This is a genomic window from Roseateles sp. P5_D6 (assembly GCF_054049415.1).
This window is the reverse complement of the sequence record NZ_JBFUMK010000005.1, coordinates 305,914-322,909: the sequence shown is the minus strand read 5'-3', so window position 1 is coordinate 322,909 and position 16,996 is coordinate 305,914. Positions and strand designations below refer to the sequence as shown.

General features: G+C 65.8%; 13 protein-coding genes. 5 read left to right on the top strand and 8 right to left on the bottom strand.

Annotated features, from left to right (window positions below; translation table 11 throughout):
• The first annotated feature begins 11 nt into the window (after window positions 1-11).
• Window positions 12-887: a spherulation-specific family 4 protein gene (locus tag ACXJKM_RS09195; protein WP_457351826.1), complete on the top strand. Its 876-nt coding sequence runs from the start codon at window positions 12-14 to the stop codon at window positions 885-887.
• A gap of 14 nt (window positions 888-901) precedes the next feature.
• Window positions 902-1,762 (top strand): spherulation-specific family 4 protein, encoded by an 861-nt coding sequence (locus ACXJKM_RS09190; protein ID WP_457351824.1) that lies wholly within the window; start codon window positions 902-904, stop codon window positions 1,760-1,762.
• 40 nt (window positions 1,763-1,802) lie between these two features.
• Here the strand turns inward: ACXJKM_RS09190 and fusA are convergent, their stop codons facing one another.
• Both fusA and ACXJKM_RS09180 read right to left on the bottom strand, forming a co-directional pair.
• Window positions 1,803-3,818 carry an elongation factor G gene (fusA, locus tag ACXJKM_RS09185; protein WP_457351823.1) on the bottom strand — a complete coding sequence of 672 codons (2,016 nt, stop codon included), beginning with the start codon at window positions 3,816-3,818 and terminating at the stop codon, window positions 1,803-1,805.
• 853 nt (window positions 3,819-4,671) lie between these two features.
• Window positions 4,672-5,568, bottom strand: a complete 897-nt coding sequence (locus tag ACXJKM_RS09180; protein WP_457351821.1) for an AraC family transcriptional regulator — start codon at window positions 5,566-5,568, stop codon at window positions 4,672-4,674.
• Window positions 5,569-5,711: 143 nt separating this feature from the next.
• On the opposite strand from ACXJKM_RS09180, the gene ACXJKM_RS09175 reads away from it, so the two are divergent.
• Together ACXJKM_RS09175 and ACXJKM_RS09170 are read left to right on the top strand one after the other, a co-directional pair.
• A complete protein-coding gene (locus tag ACXJKM_RS09175) occupies window positions 5,712-6,137 on the top strand; it encodes an ester cyclase (RefSeq protein ID WP_457351819.1) in 426 nt (141 codons plus the stop codon).
• Window positions 6,138-6,323 carry a hypothetical protein gene (locus ACXJKM_RS09170; protein ID WP_457351817.1) on the top strand — a complete coding sequence of 62 codons (186 nt, stop codon included), beginning with the start codon at window positions 6,138-6,140 and terminating at the stop codon, window positions 6,321-6,323.
• Window positions 6,324-6,759: 436 nt separating this feature from the next.
• Here the strand turns inward: ACXJKM_RS09170 and ACXJKM_RS09165 are convergent, their stop codons facing one another.
• The gene (locus ACXJKM_RS09165; protein ID WP_457351815.1) at window positions 6,760-7,131 is read right to left on the bottom strand and encodes a hypothetical protein; all 372 of its coding nucleotides are present in this window, start codon (window positions 7,129-7,131) and stop codon (window positions 6,760-6,762) included.
• Window positions 7,132-7,211: 80 nt separating this feature from the next.
• Here ACXJKM_RS09165 and ACXJKM_RS09160 point away from each other — a divergent pair, with 80 nt between their 5' ends.
• Window positions 7,212-8,207, top strand: coding sequence for a hypothetical protein (locus tag ACXJKM_RS09160; protein WP_457351813.1), 996 nt, complete (start codon window positions 7,212-7,214; stop codon window positions 8,205-8,207).
• A gap of 488 nt (window positions 8,208-8,695) precedes the next feature.
• Here the strand turns inward: ACXJKM_RS09160 and ACXJKM_RS09155 are convergent, their stop codons facing one another.
• The 5 genes from ACXJKM_RS09155 to ACXJKM_RS09135 all read right to left on the bottom strand — a co-directional run bounded on the left by ACXJKM_RS09155 (window position 8,696) and on the right by ACXJKM_RS09135 (window position 16,693).
• Window positions 8,696-10,240 carry a tryptophan halogenase family protein gene (locus ACXJKM_RS09155; protein WP_457351811.1) on the bottom strand — a complete coding sequence of 515 codons (1,545 nt, stop codon included), beginning with the start codon at window positions 10,238-10,240 and terminating at the stop codon, window positions 8,696-8,698.
• Complete coding sequence (locus ACXJKM_RS09150; RefSeq protein WP_457351809.1) at window positions 10,237-11,244, bottom strand: cupin-like domain-containing protein; 1,008 nt, start codon at window positions 11,242-11,244, stop codon at window positions 10,237-10,239. Before ACXJKM_RS09150 ends, ACXJKM_RS09155 begins: the two co-directional genes overlap by 4 nt.
• A 2-nt stretch (window positions 11,245-11,246) precedes the next feature.
• A complete protein-coding gene (locus ACXJKM_RS09145) occupies window positions 11,247-11,966 on the bottom strand; it encodes a SapC family protein (protein WP_457351807.1) in 720 nt (239 codons plus the stop codon).
• Window positions 11,963-13,495 carry a tryptophan halogenase family protein gene (locus ACXJKM_RS09140; protein ID WP_457351806.1) on the bottom strand — a complete coding sequence of 511 codons (1,533 nt, stop codon included), beginning with the start codon at window positions 13,493-13,495 and terminating at the stop codon, window positions 11,963-11,965. Before ACXJKM_RS09140 ends, ACXJKM_RS09145 begins: the two co-directional genes overlap by 4 nt.
• A gap of 171 nt (window positions 13,496-13,666) precedes the next feature.
• On the bottom strand, window positions 13,667-16,693 hold the full coding sequence (locus ACXJKM_RS09135; protein WP_457351804.1) for a TonB-dependent receptor: 3,027 nt from the start codon (window positions 16,691-16,693) through the stop codon (window positions 13,667-13,669).
• Window positions 16,694-16,996 lie beyond the last annotated feature (303 nt).

Here is a 16,996-nt window from a genome sequence, read left to right as displayed (position 1 = left end):
AGGAGAAAATAATGCGTGAACTTCGCTTGAAGCCCGCCGTCGCCGGCCTGCTGCTGAGCCTGACCACCGCCGTGGCCACTGCCGCCCCCACCGGCTTCGGCATGGTGGCCTACTGGGGCGAGACCGCCAGCACCTATGGCGGCCAGATCCCCAGCGGTGCCTACGTCGTCATCAATCCCAACAGCGGCGCCACCGGACTCTCCGCCAGCCAGGTCACCAACTGGAAGGCGGTCATCGCCAACATCCGCGCCCAGGGCGGCAAGGTGCTGGGCTATGTGGCCACCGGCTACGACTACAACACCGCCGACGAGCTGGCCCGCTACAACGCGATCAACGCCAACCTGAGCGCCTACAAGACGACGCTGGGCGGCGTGGATGGCTTCTTCTTCGACGAGGCCGCCTTCGACGACGCGGCGCTGACCGACGCGCAGAAGTGCAGCGGCACCGGCCCCAAGTTCAGCGCCGTGCGCGCCAAGATGGCGGCCACCGGCACCAGCGGCACGGTGGTGTGGAATGCCGGCTGGCCGGGCGCCAGCAGCTGCTTCGTCAACGCGGCCAGCTATGGCGAGCACATCGTCATCTACGAGGCCAAGTACAGCGACTACGTGGCCGCGGCGAGCTGGCTCAACGGCGGCGTGCAGAGCCTGGCGGCATCGCTGGGCGTGAAGACCTGGCTGCTGGTGCACTCCGCCACCCAGGCCGAGATGCGCCTGACGCTCAAGGGCAGCGCGGCCAACTACGTCTACGCGACCAGCATGACCTACAACCCTAGCCTTCCCTGGGGCGGCCCGATCTGGAACTACACGCCGACCTACTGGGGCAACAACAGCCTCTCTGGCTCGGAGCGTTGGTGCCTGAACAGCCTGAAGACCGGCGGCAGCTGCTGAGGAAAGGAAGGAATATGAAGCATTTGAAAACCCTCATCGCCGCATTCGCCCTTGCAAGCGCGGCGCCCTTTGCGTCGGCCATCGAGATCATCGTGCCGGCGTACTTCTATCCGTCATGGATGCCATCGCAGAACGAGTGGCACCAGCTGAGCTGGGCCGCCAGCCAAGGCGCCCAGGTCACGGCCATCATGAACCCGGGCAATGGGCCGGGCCTGGCCTCCAACAGCGACTACGTGGCCTCGGTCAACGAGTTCCGCGCCGCGGGTGGCAAGGTGATCGGCTATGTCTACACCTGCTACGGCGTCAACCACTGCACCTCGGAAGTGCCGCCGACGCGCTCGACGCACGAGGTGCTGGCGGATGCGCAGAAGTATGCGAACTGGTATGGCGTGGACGGTGTCTTCCTCGACGAGATGGCGACGCAGCCGGGCGCGCTGCCGTTCTATCAGACCGTCAGCAACAGTCTGCGCGCGGCGCATCCGGGCTGGGAGATCGTCGGCAACCCGGGCGTGACGCCCTCTGCGGGTTATGTGCCGCTGGCGAACACGCTGATGAGTTTTGAAGGCTCGTACAGCGACTTCATCAACGGCTCCTTCCTGAGCGGCTTGACGAATGCGGCGTCGACCGGTGCCATCGTCCACAGCGTGGCAACGGTGGCCCAGATGCAGCAGGTGATGGGCCTGGCCAGGCAGTATGGGCTGGGGGCCATCTACGTCACCGATGGAACGATGGCGAGCGGCAATCCGTATCTGCATCTGCCGAGCTATTGGTCGGCGGAGGTGGCGGCCGCTGCGGTGCCGGAGCCGGCGCAGGCGGGGATGCTGATGGCCGGGCTGGCCTTGATGGCAGGCATCGTGCGTCGGCGCCGTCGCTGAAGAAAAAAGGCGAGGCGCCTTTCAACGCCTCGCCCTCTGCTTAGGCGGCCAAGGCCGCGACGCTCTTCGGCGCCTCGGCGTAGTGGCCCAACTGCATCGTGAACTGCGCGCGACCTGAGCTGATCGCGCGCAGATACCCGATGTAGCCGAACATCTGCTCCAGCGGCACCTCGGCGCTGAGCACGACGGCGTTGCCACGTGCATCCTGGCCATGCACATGGCCACGCCGGCGCAGCAAGTCGCCGATGACGTCGCCGAGATAGTCGGCCGGCGTGATGACCTCGACGGCCATCACCGGCTCCAGCACCACGGGCGATGCCTTCAGCACCGCCTCGCGCAGCGCCGCCGCCGCCGCCAGCTCGAAAGCCAGCGCCGACGAGTCGCGCACGTGGTGGCTGCCGTCCAGCAGCACCGCCTCGAAGTCCACCAGCGGGTAGCCCGCGAACGGGCCAGCCTGCGCGGCGCGGCGGATGCCTGCCTCCACCGCCGGGATGAACTCACGCGGGATCGCGCCGCCCACCACCGTGTTTTCGAAGCGGATGCCCGTACCGCGCGGCAGCGGTGCCACGCGCAGCGTCAACTCGGCGAACTGGCCGGGGCCACCGCTTTGCTTGCGGTGCAGATGGCGCACCTCGGCCGTGCCCGCGATGGTCTCGCGATAGGCGACCTGGGGTCGGCCGACCTGCACCTCGACGCCAAAGCGCGCACGCAGCTTCTCGATGGACACCTCGAGCTGCAGCTCACCCATGCCGGACAACAGCGTCTGGCCCGAATCCGGATCCTGGCGCAGTCGCAGTGACGGGTCTTCGCGGACGAGCATGCCCAGGCCCTTGGACAGGGCCGCGGCATCGGCCTGCTTGCGTGGCTCAATGGCGACGTCGATGACGGCCTCGGGCACGGCGATGCTTTCCAGCACGGCGGCGTCCTTGGCAGACGCCAGCGTGTGGCCGGTCAGCACCTCCTTCAGACCGACGACGCCCGCGATATCGCCCGCGACGAGTTCGTCGCGCTCGACGCGCTGGTCCGCATGGATCTCGTACAGGCGCGACACGCGCTCGGCCTTGCCGGTGCTGGCGTTGAACACCGTATCGCCGCGCTTGAGCTTGCCGCTGTAGACGCGCACGAACACCATGGCGCCGTGGTCGTCGGCGGTCAGCTTGAAGGCGAGGGCAGACAGCGGGCCTTCGGCCGCCGCAGCGGCTGGCCCTTCGCCTGGGCTGGGCAGGTAGGCGACGACGGCGTCCAGCAGCGGCTCGACACCACGGTTGCGGAAGGCCGAGCCGGCCAGCACGGGTACGAAAGCGCCCGCGATCGTGCCGCGGCGCAGGGCCGCACGCACATCGTCCAAAGGCAACTCGTCGCCGCGCAGCCAGGCATCCAGCAACGCGTCGTCCTGTTCGGCAGCGGCTTCCAGCAGGCGCGCACGCGCGGCCTCGGCGGCGCTTTGCAGCTCCGGCGGGATGGCTTCGACGCGCGGCGGTGCCGAGGCGTCGTCGCGGTCCCAGACCAGGGCCTGCATCGTCAGCAGATCCACCACGCCACGGAAGTCGACTTCCGCGCCGATGGGCAGCTGCAGCGGCAGTGCGCGCACGCCCAGGCGTTCCTGCAGGGACGCGACGACGCGCAGGAAGTCCGCGCCGATGCGGTCCAGCTTGTTGATGAAGGCCAGGCGCGGCACGCGGTACTCGTCCGCGAGGCGCCAGTTGGTCTCGGTCTGGGGTTCGACGCCGGCCACGCCGTCGAAGACGACGACGGCACCGTCCAGCACGCGCAGGGAGCGGCGCACCTCGATGTTGAAGTCGATGTGTCCGGGCGTGTCGATCAGGTTGATCTGCGTGCCGTGCCAGTGCACGGTGGTAGCAGCGCTGTGGATGGTGATGCCGCGTGCGCGTTCCTGGGGGTCGAAGTCCATCGTCGTGTTGCCGTCGTTGACATCGCCGATGCGATGGTTTTCGCCCGTGTAGAACAGGATGCGTTCGGTGGTCGTGGTCTTGCCGGCGTCGACGTGGGCGATGACGCCGATGTTGCGCAGGTTGCGGAAGTTGTTCGAGTTCATGGTGATTCCAGATGCGGTGACTGTTGCCAGCCCCCGGTGGAACCACCTGGCAGGGCTAGCGCAAAGGCAGGACGCCGAAGCGCACGAGCGACGAGCAGGACTCAGCCGCGCTCCGGCGCTCGGGAATCGTGGCGATCAGCTTGTCGAAGGTGCGGGTGCGCATGGTTGAACTCAGATCAGAAAAACAAAACCCCGGAGGGACGAACCTGCCGGGGTTTGGATTGACCGGAAGGCTTGGCGCCTTCCGAACACGGTCGAAGGGGCGCTCAGGTGTCGAGGCGGGCTTGGATCGTGTGGTTGATCTTCATGATGGGTGGATTGTGTTGCAGCCCGCGAGGCCTTGGTGCTTGTGGGGAGATGTGGCGGCGCCGCGGTGGACTTCTTCGCAGCTCAGCTGCAGCGGCACGGCTGCCGCAGGCTGTGTTCACGTCCATGTGCTCCGAGGGATGAACAGGCGTGGCGCTGGATGGGACGCTCGTCCATACGCGGTGGCCTAAGGAGGCGGGGCGGCTTTCGCAGCATGCGGTGTTGGACGTCGGCGCCCTGCACGGATAGAAGCTCGCTCGAGTACAAGCTCGAGCCCCGACTGTTCCTGACCTCAGATCAATCTTGCCGGTCACCCCATCGGATGCCGAAATCAGATCCCGCTGTGATGCGAAAGATTGACAGTGAAGTCCGCATATAAGCAGGCATTAGGACTACGCAGTTCGGGCTCGAACGCCAAGAGCCCAGCAGATTGTGCTCGAGATCGAATGCAACGTCCGATCTGCGTCGATGGGTGCCGGCGCGACGCGTCCATCTGTACTTATGGCATGCATGCGCGAACATGAGAGACCGGGATGGCCGAGTGCGGCTACAACGAGACATCGAACTGACGGCGGAATTCGCCTGGCGTGCAGCCTTCGATGCTGCGAAAGAACTTGATGAAGTTGGTCGCCTCGTCGAAGCCAAGCCGCTGCGCGATGGCGGAAATCGGCATCTTCGTGTGCACGAGCAGGCGCTTGGCTTCCAGCGCAAGGCGCGAGGCGATTAAGGCCTTCGCGCCGACGCCAGCCACCGCACTGCAGATGCGAGTGAGAGTCTTCTCGGAACATCCCATGGCATTTGCATAGCGCGAAACGTGACGCCATTGATGCACGTTCTCGTCCAGAAGCCGTTTGAATAGACGGAAGCGCTCCGGCGCGTCGGACGCCGTTCCGGCGGATCGCTGTTGCTCGGCATGAAAGATGTGCAGCCGCGTCACCAGCGTTGTCAGTTCACTCTGGAGCAGCCAGTTCAGCAGCGGTTGCCGGGCGTCGAGCGCGCACTCCTCCTCCAGGCGCGCGAGCGTGTCGGCCAAAAACCGACCCGTCGACCGGTCGAGGCTCAGATTGCCAGGAAGCCCATCGACCAGTTCAGGCATCTGAAGGCGCTCCTCGCCTTGCGAAGCCTGCAAAAGCTCGGGTCGGAACAGCAGGAGGTTTGCATCCCAACGGCTTCCCGGCCCGAAGCGGTGAACCTGTCCGGGCCGAATGGTCAGCAGCGAACCGCCGCCACACTCGATGTGGCTGAAGTCCACCACGGCGCGGCATATTCCACGTCTGACGTGCACGAACATGTGAAAGTCGTAGCGGTGGTAGCGCTGCAGGTGGGCTCGGGACACCCTCCGTCTCAGGTCCGACATCGAGAAGACCTCGAGATCCAGCGCCCTCTCGGCCGAGGGCTGATATCGGACCTGCTCGACATCGATGGGTCTCGTTCCGCGCGGCATCGATCCATTGTCCGATATTCACCATTTCGGCAACCGACTTTGATCGTGTCGAACACGCCGGCAACTCGAACAATACGGGACCGCGGGCACGGGGCGGCCACCATGCTCCGGCTCCTATCCTGATAGACAGTCCGAGGCGACCGATGCAAACCACAAACCGACAGTTCATGGCTCGCTTCGTGGAGTTCATCAACACCGCGGATCCGCGGCTCGCCACAGAATTGGTTTCCCCTGACGCCGTGTTTCAGGTTCCGGGGCGCGCCGAACCCGTGCACGGGCCACAAGGCTACCTGGAGATCATCGGGATGATGCGCGGCGGATTCCCCGATATCCAGTGGACTCTTGAGGAAACCGTCGTCGAAGGTAACGTGATCGCAGCGCGATTCACGATGCGCGGGACGCAGCGCGGAGCCTTCTTCGGCGTGCCTCCCACCGGCAAGACGATTGCCGTGCAAGCGCTGAACATCTACCGACTTTCGACCGGGAAGATCGTCTCCGAAGTGGGGCAGCCGGACCTGCTCGGACTGATGCAGCAGATCGGCGGGTTGCCGGTTCCCGAGGCCCTGTGAGTGCCGTTTGCATCGACTTCCGGTACTGGCAGTAGTGCGCCGCCGTCGCTCTACAAGTTCGATCGCACGAACTGGACGCTGCTCATCTCTTCCGAGGCTGGCCGGCATCCTGGTGGCATCTGCGGCGTCTCGGTCTATGGCTCAGGCGCGACCACGAAGATCGCCTTCCGTGTGTCCGGCACGTGAGGAGGCGTGGGCTGGGTGCAGATGGTGATGCGCTCGGCCACAGCCGGCGCCACGTGTCAGGAAGTTGGCAGATCCGGCCACACGCATGGCAGCCAGCACCGCCATACTGGCACCGAATACTCATGCTGTGTCGACGACCTGGAGATCGACCCCTTCAATCGGAACCATATCTCCTACGTGGCCGGCAGCGGCATCTTCTCTACCACCGAGGCCTTCTCGAACGTGCAGCCCCACTGGACCTTCGATCTCCGGCCTTCAGGAGATGGTCAACCTGGCGATGGCGCGCCATACGTCCTCCTCAGCGGTCATGGCGACAAGGGTCTGTTCGTCCACACGTCGATTACAACTTCACCGACCATCTACGGCCGCGTGTTCATGTCGGCCGAGGGCGTAACTGCAACTACTGGGTCTTGCCGCGACAACATTGCGAAAAGACCTATTTCATCCAAGAGGAAACGAATGCCGTTGGCACTGAACACCGTGTCCCATGCCTGTCGCGTCGCGATCGCCCTCCTGAGTGTGGGGGTCGCAGCTTGCGGCGGCGGAGGCGGCTCGCCGACAACCGCACCCGCACCCGCACCCGCACCCGCACCCGCACCCGCTCCCGCTCCCGCACCTGCACCTGCACCCGCTCCCGCTCCCGCTCCCGCTCCCGCTCCCGCTCCCGCACCCGCACCCGCACCTGCACCTGCTCCCGCTCCCGCTCCCGCACCTGCACCTGCACCTGCACCTGCACCTGCACCTGCACCTGCACCTGCACCTGCACCTGCACCTGCACCTGCACCTGCACCTGCACCTGCACCCGCACCCGCACCTTCGATCACTACAGCCCTCGGCAAGCCCGGACGGCTCCTCGTGGGCCTCGGCGCGGCCAGTCCTATCGCGGACATGAAGGCCCAGCAGATCGCTCCGGACATCATCGATACCTATCTCGTGGCGGTTACGGGTTTCAACTCTGGCGGCGGCGGTAACGCATGGCCTCAATGGCAATACAACTATCCGGACGGTGGCGTCATAACGGTCTTCTCCAACGACGTCGCGGCCATGGGCGCCGTGCCGATGTTCACCCTGTTCCAGATGCCTTCCCTGCGGGGTGGCGATGTCACCGTCGTCAACGACGCGCCGTTCATGGCCGCCTACTGGGCGCAAGTCAAGTTGATGTACCAGAAGATCGCCGAGACCGGCCGCCCCACCCTGGTCAACCTCGAGCCTGACTTCTGGGGCTTCGCAGAGGGCAGTGCACCCGGCGGCGACCCGGCGAAGTTGCCGGCGCGCGTGAGCACGGTGCCGGAATGCGCCAGCCAACCGAATACGGCCGTTGGCGTCGTCGGTTGCCTGTTGACGCTCGGGCGGACGTATGCGCCCAAGGCGAGGATGGGCTTCCCCCCGTCGATGTGGTACGGGAACCCAGACGCCACCGGCAGCTTCATGGCAAAACTCGGTGCAGACAAGGCCGACTTCATCGTGGCGCAAACGAGCGATCGCGACGCAGGTTGCTTTGAAGTCCCGACACCCGTGGACGAGTGCGCGGGTCGCGGCACCGGCCCGTTCTACTTGGATGAGAACAACGTCACCACGCCGAATTTCAACCAAAGCCTCGACCAGTGGAAGACGCTACGAAGCCACCTGGGCAACCTGCCGATCCTGTTCTGGCAGACCCCCATGGGCGTGCCCTCGACGACCCCCGGCGGAACGCCGAAGCACTATCGGGACAACCACGTCCAGTACATGCTGACGCATCCAACGCAGTACACGGGCAACGGTGTATTCGCGCTCGTCTTCAGTCCCGGGGGCGCCACGTCGGCGGACATCACGAACGACGGCGGCCAGTTCGCGCGCCTGTTCAAGGCCTACCTGGCGAACCCGGCTCCATTTCCCCCCTGAGCTCAACGGGAGAACAAGGAACTGCGATTCTGAGCCGGTCGTTACGCCACCCGCTTCGTGATGATGAGTACGGGGGCCGGCACGAGCCGTGGTTCGCTCAAGCTTGCCGAGCCGCGGCCAACAGCAGAAGCAATGTTCCGCCGCTGTGGTGGCCGTGCAGCATGGAGCGGCAAATGGAGGCCTTCTCAATCTCAAGATTGGGACGGCGGCGGAGTGGCTCCATTTTGAAACGGCGCCGATATGGCCCGTCGCCCGTTCCTATGCGTGGCGCCCCAACACTGGATGGCTGCGGCGGGTCGGCCACCACTTGGACGGCGTCTAGCATTGTCTTCACCTTGGACAATTCCTCGCCTTGCCTCGACTTCGGGTGGCGCCACGATGGTATGCGAGCGGCGTCGCATCGGCCCGGTAGACCTCCTGTTGGCGGTCGTCACCGAAGGTCAGCAACTGGCCGAAAGCCGTCAGCCCCGCCAAGCTAGCTGCACCCCTCAAGCCCGCAGCGGCGTGGCCGCCAACTGCGCCGTCGTCGCGTTGCGATAGGGCGCGCAGAGCTGCTCGACGTAGGCCTGGTGCTGCGGCAGCCCGGCCACGGTGCGCGAGACCTTGAGGTGGATGTCGCCGAGGAAGGTGGCCAGCTCCTGCTTGCCCATCAGGTCGGCCACCGGGTGGTAGCGCTCGGGCGTGATGCCCTGGCCCATCATGACCTGGACCCAGGAGTTCTCGGCGAACAGCTCGTCGCTGGGGCGGAAGACGCGGCCGGTCTCGCGGAAGAGGTCGATGCGGTGGCGCAGCGTGGCGGGCAGGTCCATCTCGCGCACATGCTTCCAGAGCTTGGAGTCGGTGCGCTCGTTGACGGTGTAATGCAGCACGATGAAGTCGCGGATGTGCTCCAGCTCGCGCTTGGACTGCAGGTTGAACTCGTCGACGTCGGACTGCTGGATGCCGCCCTGCGGGAAGGTCTGCATCAGGCGGATGGCGGCGCGCTGGATGAGGTGGATGCTGGTGGACTCCAGCGGTTCGACAAAGCCGCTCGCGAGACCTACGGCGATGCAGTTGCGATGCCAAACCTTGTCGCGCTGGCCGGGCAGGAACTTGAGCACGCGCGGCTGGATCAGCAGCTCGCCCTCGACGCTCTTCTTCAGCACCTCGGGCGCGTCAGCGTCGCTGAGCTCCTTGCTGCTGTAGACCAGGCCATTGCCGACGCGGTTCTGCAGCGGGATGCGCCATTGCCAGCCGAAGGGGTGACAAATGGAGCGGGTGTAGGGCCAGGCCTCGCCCACGGAGGCGGTCTGCACAGCCACGGCGCGGTCGCAGGGCAGCCAGTAGGACCAGTCCTCGTAGCCCACGCCCAGGGTCTCGCCGATGAGCATGGAGCGAAAGCCCGTGCAGTCGATGAAGAGGTCACCGTCGATGCGCGTGCCGTCCTGCATCTGCAGGGCAGTGATGTCGCCATCTTTGCCCTGCGGGCCGTCCATCAGCACGGCGCCGATCTTGCCCTCGATGCGCTGCACGCCGTAGCCCTCGCTCATGGCGCGCAGGTATTTGGCGTAGCGGCCGGCGTCCATGTGGTACGCGTAGTTCAGCCCATTGCGCGGCAGGTGGGCGAAGCGGTTGGCGTAGGCGGCGACCGTTTCGGGGTTGTAGTCGGTGTAGGTCTTGGACAGGCCTTCCGCGCGGCCCTTGAGCCAGAAGTGCTGGAAGCCGGCGCTCCAGTGGTCGTTGCCTGTCGAGCCGAAAGAGTGGAAGTAGTCTTGGCCGATGTCCTTCCAGCCCTCAAAGGCGATGCCGAGCTTGAAGGTGGCGTTGGTGGCGGCCATGAACTCGGCCTCGTTGATGCCGAGCAGGTTGTGATACGTGTGCAGCGCGGGAATGGTGGCCTCGCCGACGCCGACGGTGCCGATCTCCTCGGACTCGACCAGCTTGATGTCGAGCCGCTTGCCAAGCAGCTTGCCCATCAGGGCGGCCATCATCCAGCCGGCGGTGCCGCCGCCGGCGATGACGACGCGGTTGAATTCCTTCATGGTGGTGTTCATCGTTTCAACTGGGTCAGGAGTTGCGCGCGGGCCTGGCGCGAAAGGGTGTCGTCGATGGGGCCGAGCAGGCCGCGGGCGGCCTCGGGGATGTGGGCCCAGGTGGACTCGTCGGCGCCAAAGACGAAATGCTGGAAGTGGTGCTGCCAGACGCGACGCTCCTTCTCGGGCAGGTCGCGCAGCGTCATCAGCGCCAGGTGCAGGGTGCTCAGCGGCGAGTCGACGTAGTCCGGCGTCTGGCGCCACCAGGCGTTGATGAGCAGGTTGACCGGCGCCAGCCCTTCGATGTGGTGGAACCACATGCTGGGGATGAAGATGGCGTCGCCGGGTTCGAGCTCGGCCACCTCGCCGGCGTCGAGCGCACGGGCGAAGCGCGGGAAGCGCTCGAGGTCGGGCTTCTCGAAGTCGACCAGGCTGACGGGCTGGCCGGCAGGTGTCGGGTCGAGCGGGCCCATGTAGAGGTTGGCTATCTGCTCGGGCGGGAAGACCGTGAAGCGGCGCCGGCCGGCGGCGACGATGGCGAGGTTGTCCGGCAGGTCGTAGTGGGCGGCGATGCGGGTGCGGTTGCCCAGCCACAGGCTGACCAGGGCGTCGCGGTTGCCCAAGCCCAGCACGTTGGCATCGAGGAAGCTAGGCAGCACGGCCTCCACGGTCGTCGAGCCGACATAGAGGGCGGGTGGCTCGGGCGTTGCAGCCAGGCCGAGCAGGCCGGTCAGCACCTGGTCCAGCGTGGCGGCGTAGCGGCTGAAGTTGAAGCTGGTCAGCGTCTCGTCGGCATAGAAGACGCGGCCACGGGCCTCGGGCGCCAGCTGGAAAAGGCCGATGCGCACGCCGTTGTAGAAGCCCATCAGATAGCGGGCCAGGGCCTCGTCGGACTGACGTGCGGCCTGAACGACGGGCCAGTGCGCGAAGCCACCGCGCACGACATAGGGCCGGTCGCCGGCCAGCAGCTCGGCGGGCAGGTTGTTCGGGTCGAACGGCCCGTTCCAGGCCGGTACTGCTTGCATGATCAGAGCTTGCTTTGTCGCTCGACAAGGTCTTGCAACTGCTGCAGCGACGCGATCTGCATATAGATGGGCAGCAGATGGCCCTCGCGGGCCAGGGCTTCCAGCGCGGCGCCCGGCAAGGCGGCGAGGCGCTCCTCGTGGATGGTGAAGAGGCCCGACAGCCGGCCCGGCTCGCCGCTCGTCGATTCGATGTCGATGACGAAGGGCTCCAGCAACTGGTGGCGGGTCAGCGCCTCGATGAAGACGGGCAGGTGCTGGGCCTGGGCGTGCAGGTGCTCCATCAGCTGCACGACATGGTCGAGGTACTCGCTGAAGCCGCCGTGCGGCATGAAGATGGCGGTGCCGACCTCGCCATCCTCGGGCCGCACGATGCGCGGGCTGTCCATGTCGATGTGCAGCTGCAGGCTGTCGTCTGGAGCGCGGCCGATCATGAAGGGATCGCGCTGCAGGGCCATGGGTACGACGGGGGCATCCCAGCCCGTGTCGGTCAGGAAGAGGTTCTGGCCTTCCTCCAGGCCGAACAGGGCGACGGGCTGGAAACCGGTCCCGGCTGCGGCGCCTTCAACCAGCTGGAAGACGATGGGGAAATGAGCCTGCAACTGGCGGAACTCGGCGGGCAGGGCCAAGGCCGACTGGCGCGCATCGCCCAGGGCGGCGGAGCGCTCGGCGTGGACGCGCAGATGGCGGTGGGTGACGTTGTCGAGCAGGGTGGGGCGGGTCATGTCTCGGTCTTGTGAATATGGTCGAGCAGGCTGCGGTGGCCGGGCAGGCCGGGCACGAAGCGGCGGGCCTGGCGGGAGGCTTCGTCGAAGCAGGCCTGGGCTGCCTGGAGTTTGGCGGCGGGCAGGCTTTCAGCGTCAGGGCGGAAACCCATGCCGTAGAGCACGTACTGGTAACTGGCCGAGGGGAAGACCTCGTCGATGCGGCCGAAGTCATGCCGCGCTGGTGCACGCATCTGCCACTGCGGCAGCAGCTCGCGCAGGCGCTCGGGCCAGGTGGCCGGGTCGCGATGGGCGCGCCAGTAGTCGCTGTCGTCGCGTTGGCTGAGCGCGTAATGCAGCTTCAGAAAGTCGATGACGCGGGCCCAGCGGTAGCTGAAGTCGTCGTTGAAGCGGCGCGCGACGGCTTCCATGGAAGCGCGCGTCATCGGCAGCTCGTCGCACAGCCGCTGGGCGGACAGCTCGACGAGTGCGAGGGCCGAGGCCTCCAGCGGCTCGATGAAGCCCGAGGCCAGGCCGATGGCGACGCAGTTGCGCACCCAGAACTGTTCGCGGTAGCCCGGGTCGAAGCGGATGGAGCGTGGCGTGGGCCGCTCGGCCGGCGCACCGGTGGCGTCGAGATAGGCGGTCAGCGCCGCATGGGCCTCGTCGTCGCTGGCGTGTGCGCGAGAGTAGACGCAGCCGACGCCGCGGCGCGAGGGCAGGCCGATGTCCCAGATCCAGCCCTTGGCCCAGGCGGTGGCAATGGTGCAGGAGGCCAGCGGCGCGTCGGCCTGGGCATAGGGCACTTGCACGGGCATGGCCGCATCGTTGAAGAGCACGTCGCGCTCGCTCTTCAGCGCCACGCCGAAGTGCTGGCCGATCAAGCGCGAGGTGAGGCCTGAGCAGTCGATGAAGAGGTCGGCTTTGATTTCGCCATGCTCGCGGGTCTGCAGCGCGGCAATGTCATCGTTCTCGTGCGACAGCACTGCGTCGACATGGTCGATGACGTGGTGCACACCGAGCTTGGCAACGGCGTGCTCGCGCAGCAGCTGGCCAAACAGGCCGGCATCGAAGTGATAGGCGTAGTTGGCGACGGCGGCGAACTCGGGCGTCTGCACCTGCTTGGGCGCGCGGCCGGCCTCGCAGACCTGCACCGAGGGGCTGACGACGTCGGCAAAGGGGCGCTGGCCTTGGGTGGCCAGCCAAGCCTGCACGAGGTCCGCGTCGCCGTAGCCGACGGGCAGCATGAAGGGGTGGTAGTAGCGGTCGCCATCAGCACCCGCGGCACCACGAGCCCAGCCGTCGAAGCGGGAGCCCTGCTTGAACGAGACCTGGCAGCGGCGGATGAATTCGGGCTCGGACAGGCCGATGCGGCGCAGCGTGTCGCGCATGGACGGCCAGGTGCCTTCACCGACGCCGATGGTCGGCATATCGCTGGATTCGATCAGCGTGATGCGCAGGTCGGCATGCTCGGCTGCCAACAGGCCGGCTACGAGCCAGCCGGCCGAGCCGCCGCCCAGCACCACCACCTCACGCAGCCTGTCGTTCAAGATCTGGTCCCCAGAAGTAAAAAGGGCCGCTCGCGCGGCCTCGCCAAGCGGCGAACAAGGACGGTGCCCCAGAGCGCGAGCACCGCCGAACCAGACTTTGCCTCACAAGAAAGGAAGGGAGAGTCCCGACTTTCCTTGAGGACCGACCGCAGCCGGCCCTGAGGCTCTCTCTTAGAACTTGTACCGTGCGCCGATCATGATGCGACGGCCCAATTGGGTGACAGCACCCATCTGGTTCTCGTTGCGCATGTGCGTGCGGGTGTACTCGTCGGTCAGGTTGATGGCTTCGAACTGGAAGCGCAGTTGCGGCGTGAAGTTGTAGCCCAGGCTCACATCCAGCTGGCCGAAAGGCTCCACGTACAGCGGCTGGGCACCTTCCACGCCGCCGAAGTTCGCCGCCAGGAACTTGCCGCGCCAGTTGTAGGCCAGGCGAGCCGAGTAGGTCTCGTTCTCGAAGAAGCCCACCAGGTTGCCGGAATCCCCCAGGCCGACCAGCACGTCGGTCTGCGCGCCTCGCTTGTTGTTGTCGTAGCTGAGGTTGGAGCGCACCTTGGTGAAGTTGGCCGACACGCCGAAGCCGCTGTTGCCGAAGATGTGCTGGGCGTTCAGCTCGATGCCGTTGAGCTTGCTGGTGCGGGTGTTGTTGATGTAGGTACCCAGGTTGAACATCAGCAGGGGGTCGTTGGGTTGGGCGGTGATGGTGCCCAGCGACGTGCCGGGTGCGCCGGGGCTGACGCCCGGGGCCGTCGGGAAGTTCGCGAAGATGTACTTGCGAATGCACTCGGAATCGGCGCCGCAGCCGCCAGCCGTTGAGGCCTGGTTGTACATCGCGCTGCCGACCGGCGTGTGCAGGCCGAACAGATTGGTTCTGGTGATGACGGCCTCGTTGTAGTCCTTGAGGGACTTGCGGAAGTAGCTCGCCGCGACGTAGCTGCTCTTGGCGTAGTAGTGCTCGGCCGAGAAGTCGATGTTGCTCGACTTCAGCGGCTTCAGGTCGGGGTTGCCTACCGAGCCCGAGCCGCCATCAACACGGGCCAAGGGGTCCAGCCGCTGCCCGCCCTGGATGGCATTCCAGCCCGGGCGGCCGATGGTCTGGCCGTAGCTGACGCGCAGCTTGGTGTCGGCCGTCACGTCGGCGCTCAAGTCGATGGACGGCAGGAAATAGCCGTACTTGCCTTCGCGCGACGCGGACCGCGTGCCGCTGAAGCTGATGGGGATTTCGTTGTTGGCAACCCAGGCCACCGACACCGGGATCTTCTCCGAAGACGGTGATTTCACCTTGGTGCGCTCATAACGGGCGCCGATGGCGGCCTCCATGGGCACGCCCCACTCCCAGGCCAGGTTGTACTGGCCGAAGGCAGCTTGCGATTTTTCCGTCGTGCGGTAGTCGTCCTGCCAGTCGAACGAGGCCTTCAACAGGGCGTCCGAGCCCAGGGACTTGATGGCCGCGGCGCGCAGGTCTTCGAAGTTGAAATAGAAGAACTGGTTGAACAGGCGCGAGTCGTTGGAGCCCGGAATGCGGCTGAAGTACTTGCTGATGGAGTCGGCGTGCCAGATGTCGTCCGGCATGGCGGCGGGGCCACCCGCGGCGCCGCCGCCCCAGGTGTCGCGCTGCACGTTGGCGAAGGCCGAGCGGTTCTTCACTTCGGTCAGCGACAGGCCGAAGTCCAGGCTGCTGTCTTCGTTGATCTTCCAGTTGCCCTTGGTCTGCAGCTGGCTGACCTGGTTCTTCTGGTAGCTGTTGCCAAAGACCGAGCCCTGCAGTTCCTGCTTGGTCGGGTCCAGCGTCGCGCCCGCGATGCCCAGCACCGGGAACTTGTTGCTGAAGTCGACAAAGGTGTCGCCGCGGTTCAGCGAGGCGGTGGCCAGCGTCACGCTGGTGCCGAGCGGATCGTTGGCACCCGAGGTGGCGGTGGAGCGGTGGGCGTCGAGGTCAAAGCTCAGCGCGTCGGTGGCCTTCCACTTCAGGTTCAGGCCGAGCTGCTGGTTCTTGTTCTTTGTGTTGATGCGCGAGGCACCCATGGCCAAATCGGAGTTGGTCATGTGCTCGCCGTAGATGACAGGCGAAGAGGGCGAGCCTTGCTGGAATTCGCCGAACTGACCCCCGTAGTTGAACCACGCCGAGATGTCGTTGCGGCGCTGGCGGAACTTCTGCTCCGACATGACGAAGTCCAGCGTGCCGACGAGATCCTTGACAGGCTTGAACTGCAGCACGAGCTGGCCGTTCAGGCGCTCGCGGTGCACACCGGTGAACGAGTAGTTCAGGTTCTGCGGCACGCTGTAGATGGAGCCCACGGCCGGACGGTTCTTGATCTCGGTCGACGTCTTGGGCAGGCCACCCCACACTGCGTTCGGCCCGCTCCAGTCGTTGTCCTGGATGCCGTCAAAGGTCTTCCAGCCGCTGCTGACATTGGCCTGGGAGTAGCCGGAATCTCGCACTTGGTAGGTGCCCATCAGCGCGATGCCGAACGTGCCGTCGTTGGACTGCGTGCTGTAGATGCCGCTCAGTTCGGGCGTGGCGTTCTTACCCTGCTCTTCGCCAGGCAGGCGGCGGGCAGACTGGTCGCTCACCAGCTTCACGCCAACGCTGGCGACGGTTTCCTTGATGTCGAAGGGGCGCTGGGTGCGGACATTGATGGTCGCGCCCATGCCACCGGTCGGGCTGCTGGCGCGGCTGGTCTTGTAGACCTCCAGCGCTGCAACGCCATCGGAGGCGAGGTTGGAGAAGTCGAATGAGCGCGAGCTGGGCGCACTGCCGTCCAGGCTGGCGCCAGGCATCTGGCGGCCGTTGAGCAGCACCAGGTTGAAGTCGGGGCCCATGCCGCGCACCGTGATGCGCGTGCCTTCGCCGTTGGCGCGGTCAATGGACACACCGCTGATGCGGCTCAGCGATTCAGCCAGGTTGGTGTCGGGGAACTTGCCGATGTCCTCGGCCACGATGCCGTCCACCAGGCCCGAGGACGAGCGCTTCAGGTTGACCGAGGTCTCCAGCGACTTGCGGATGCCGGTGACGATGACCGTTTCAAGCTGCGTCGTGCTGGCCAGCGCCTGGGGCACCGAAGTGGATGCCGTGGGGCCGGCATTGGGATTGGCAGGACCCTGGCCGGGGCCGCCTTGGGCCAGCGCGGCGCCGGTGAACAGCAGGCCGCTTGCGGCAGCGAGGTTTGTGAGGCGAAGGGCAGGGCGTAGCTGTCTCATTCACTTGTCTCCAGTAGTTGTGATCTTGTCGAGTGGTGCTCGATGACGAGCTGAAAGCGCTTTCAAGAATACGCGAATGGCAGCGCTTTCAACCTAGGCAACACCCTCGGTCTGCTGCTTCGCGGCAACGCAGGACGGGAGGTTGGCGGGGCTATCCCGCGCTGGCCCGATGTGACCGCTCCCATGGGAGGCGGTGTGCAAATTGGGCGGGCGCTAAGGGTAGTTCTGGGTTGAAACGCAGCGAGCTGGTGAAAGCAATGAAAGCGCTTTCAAATAATGATGCGTCTCGCCTCGAGGATCGGC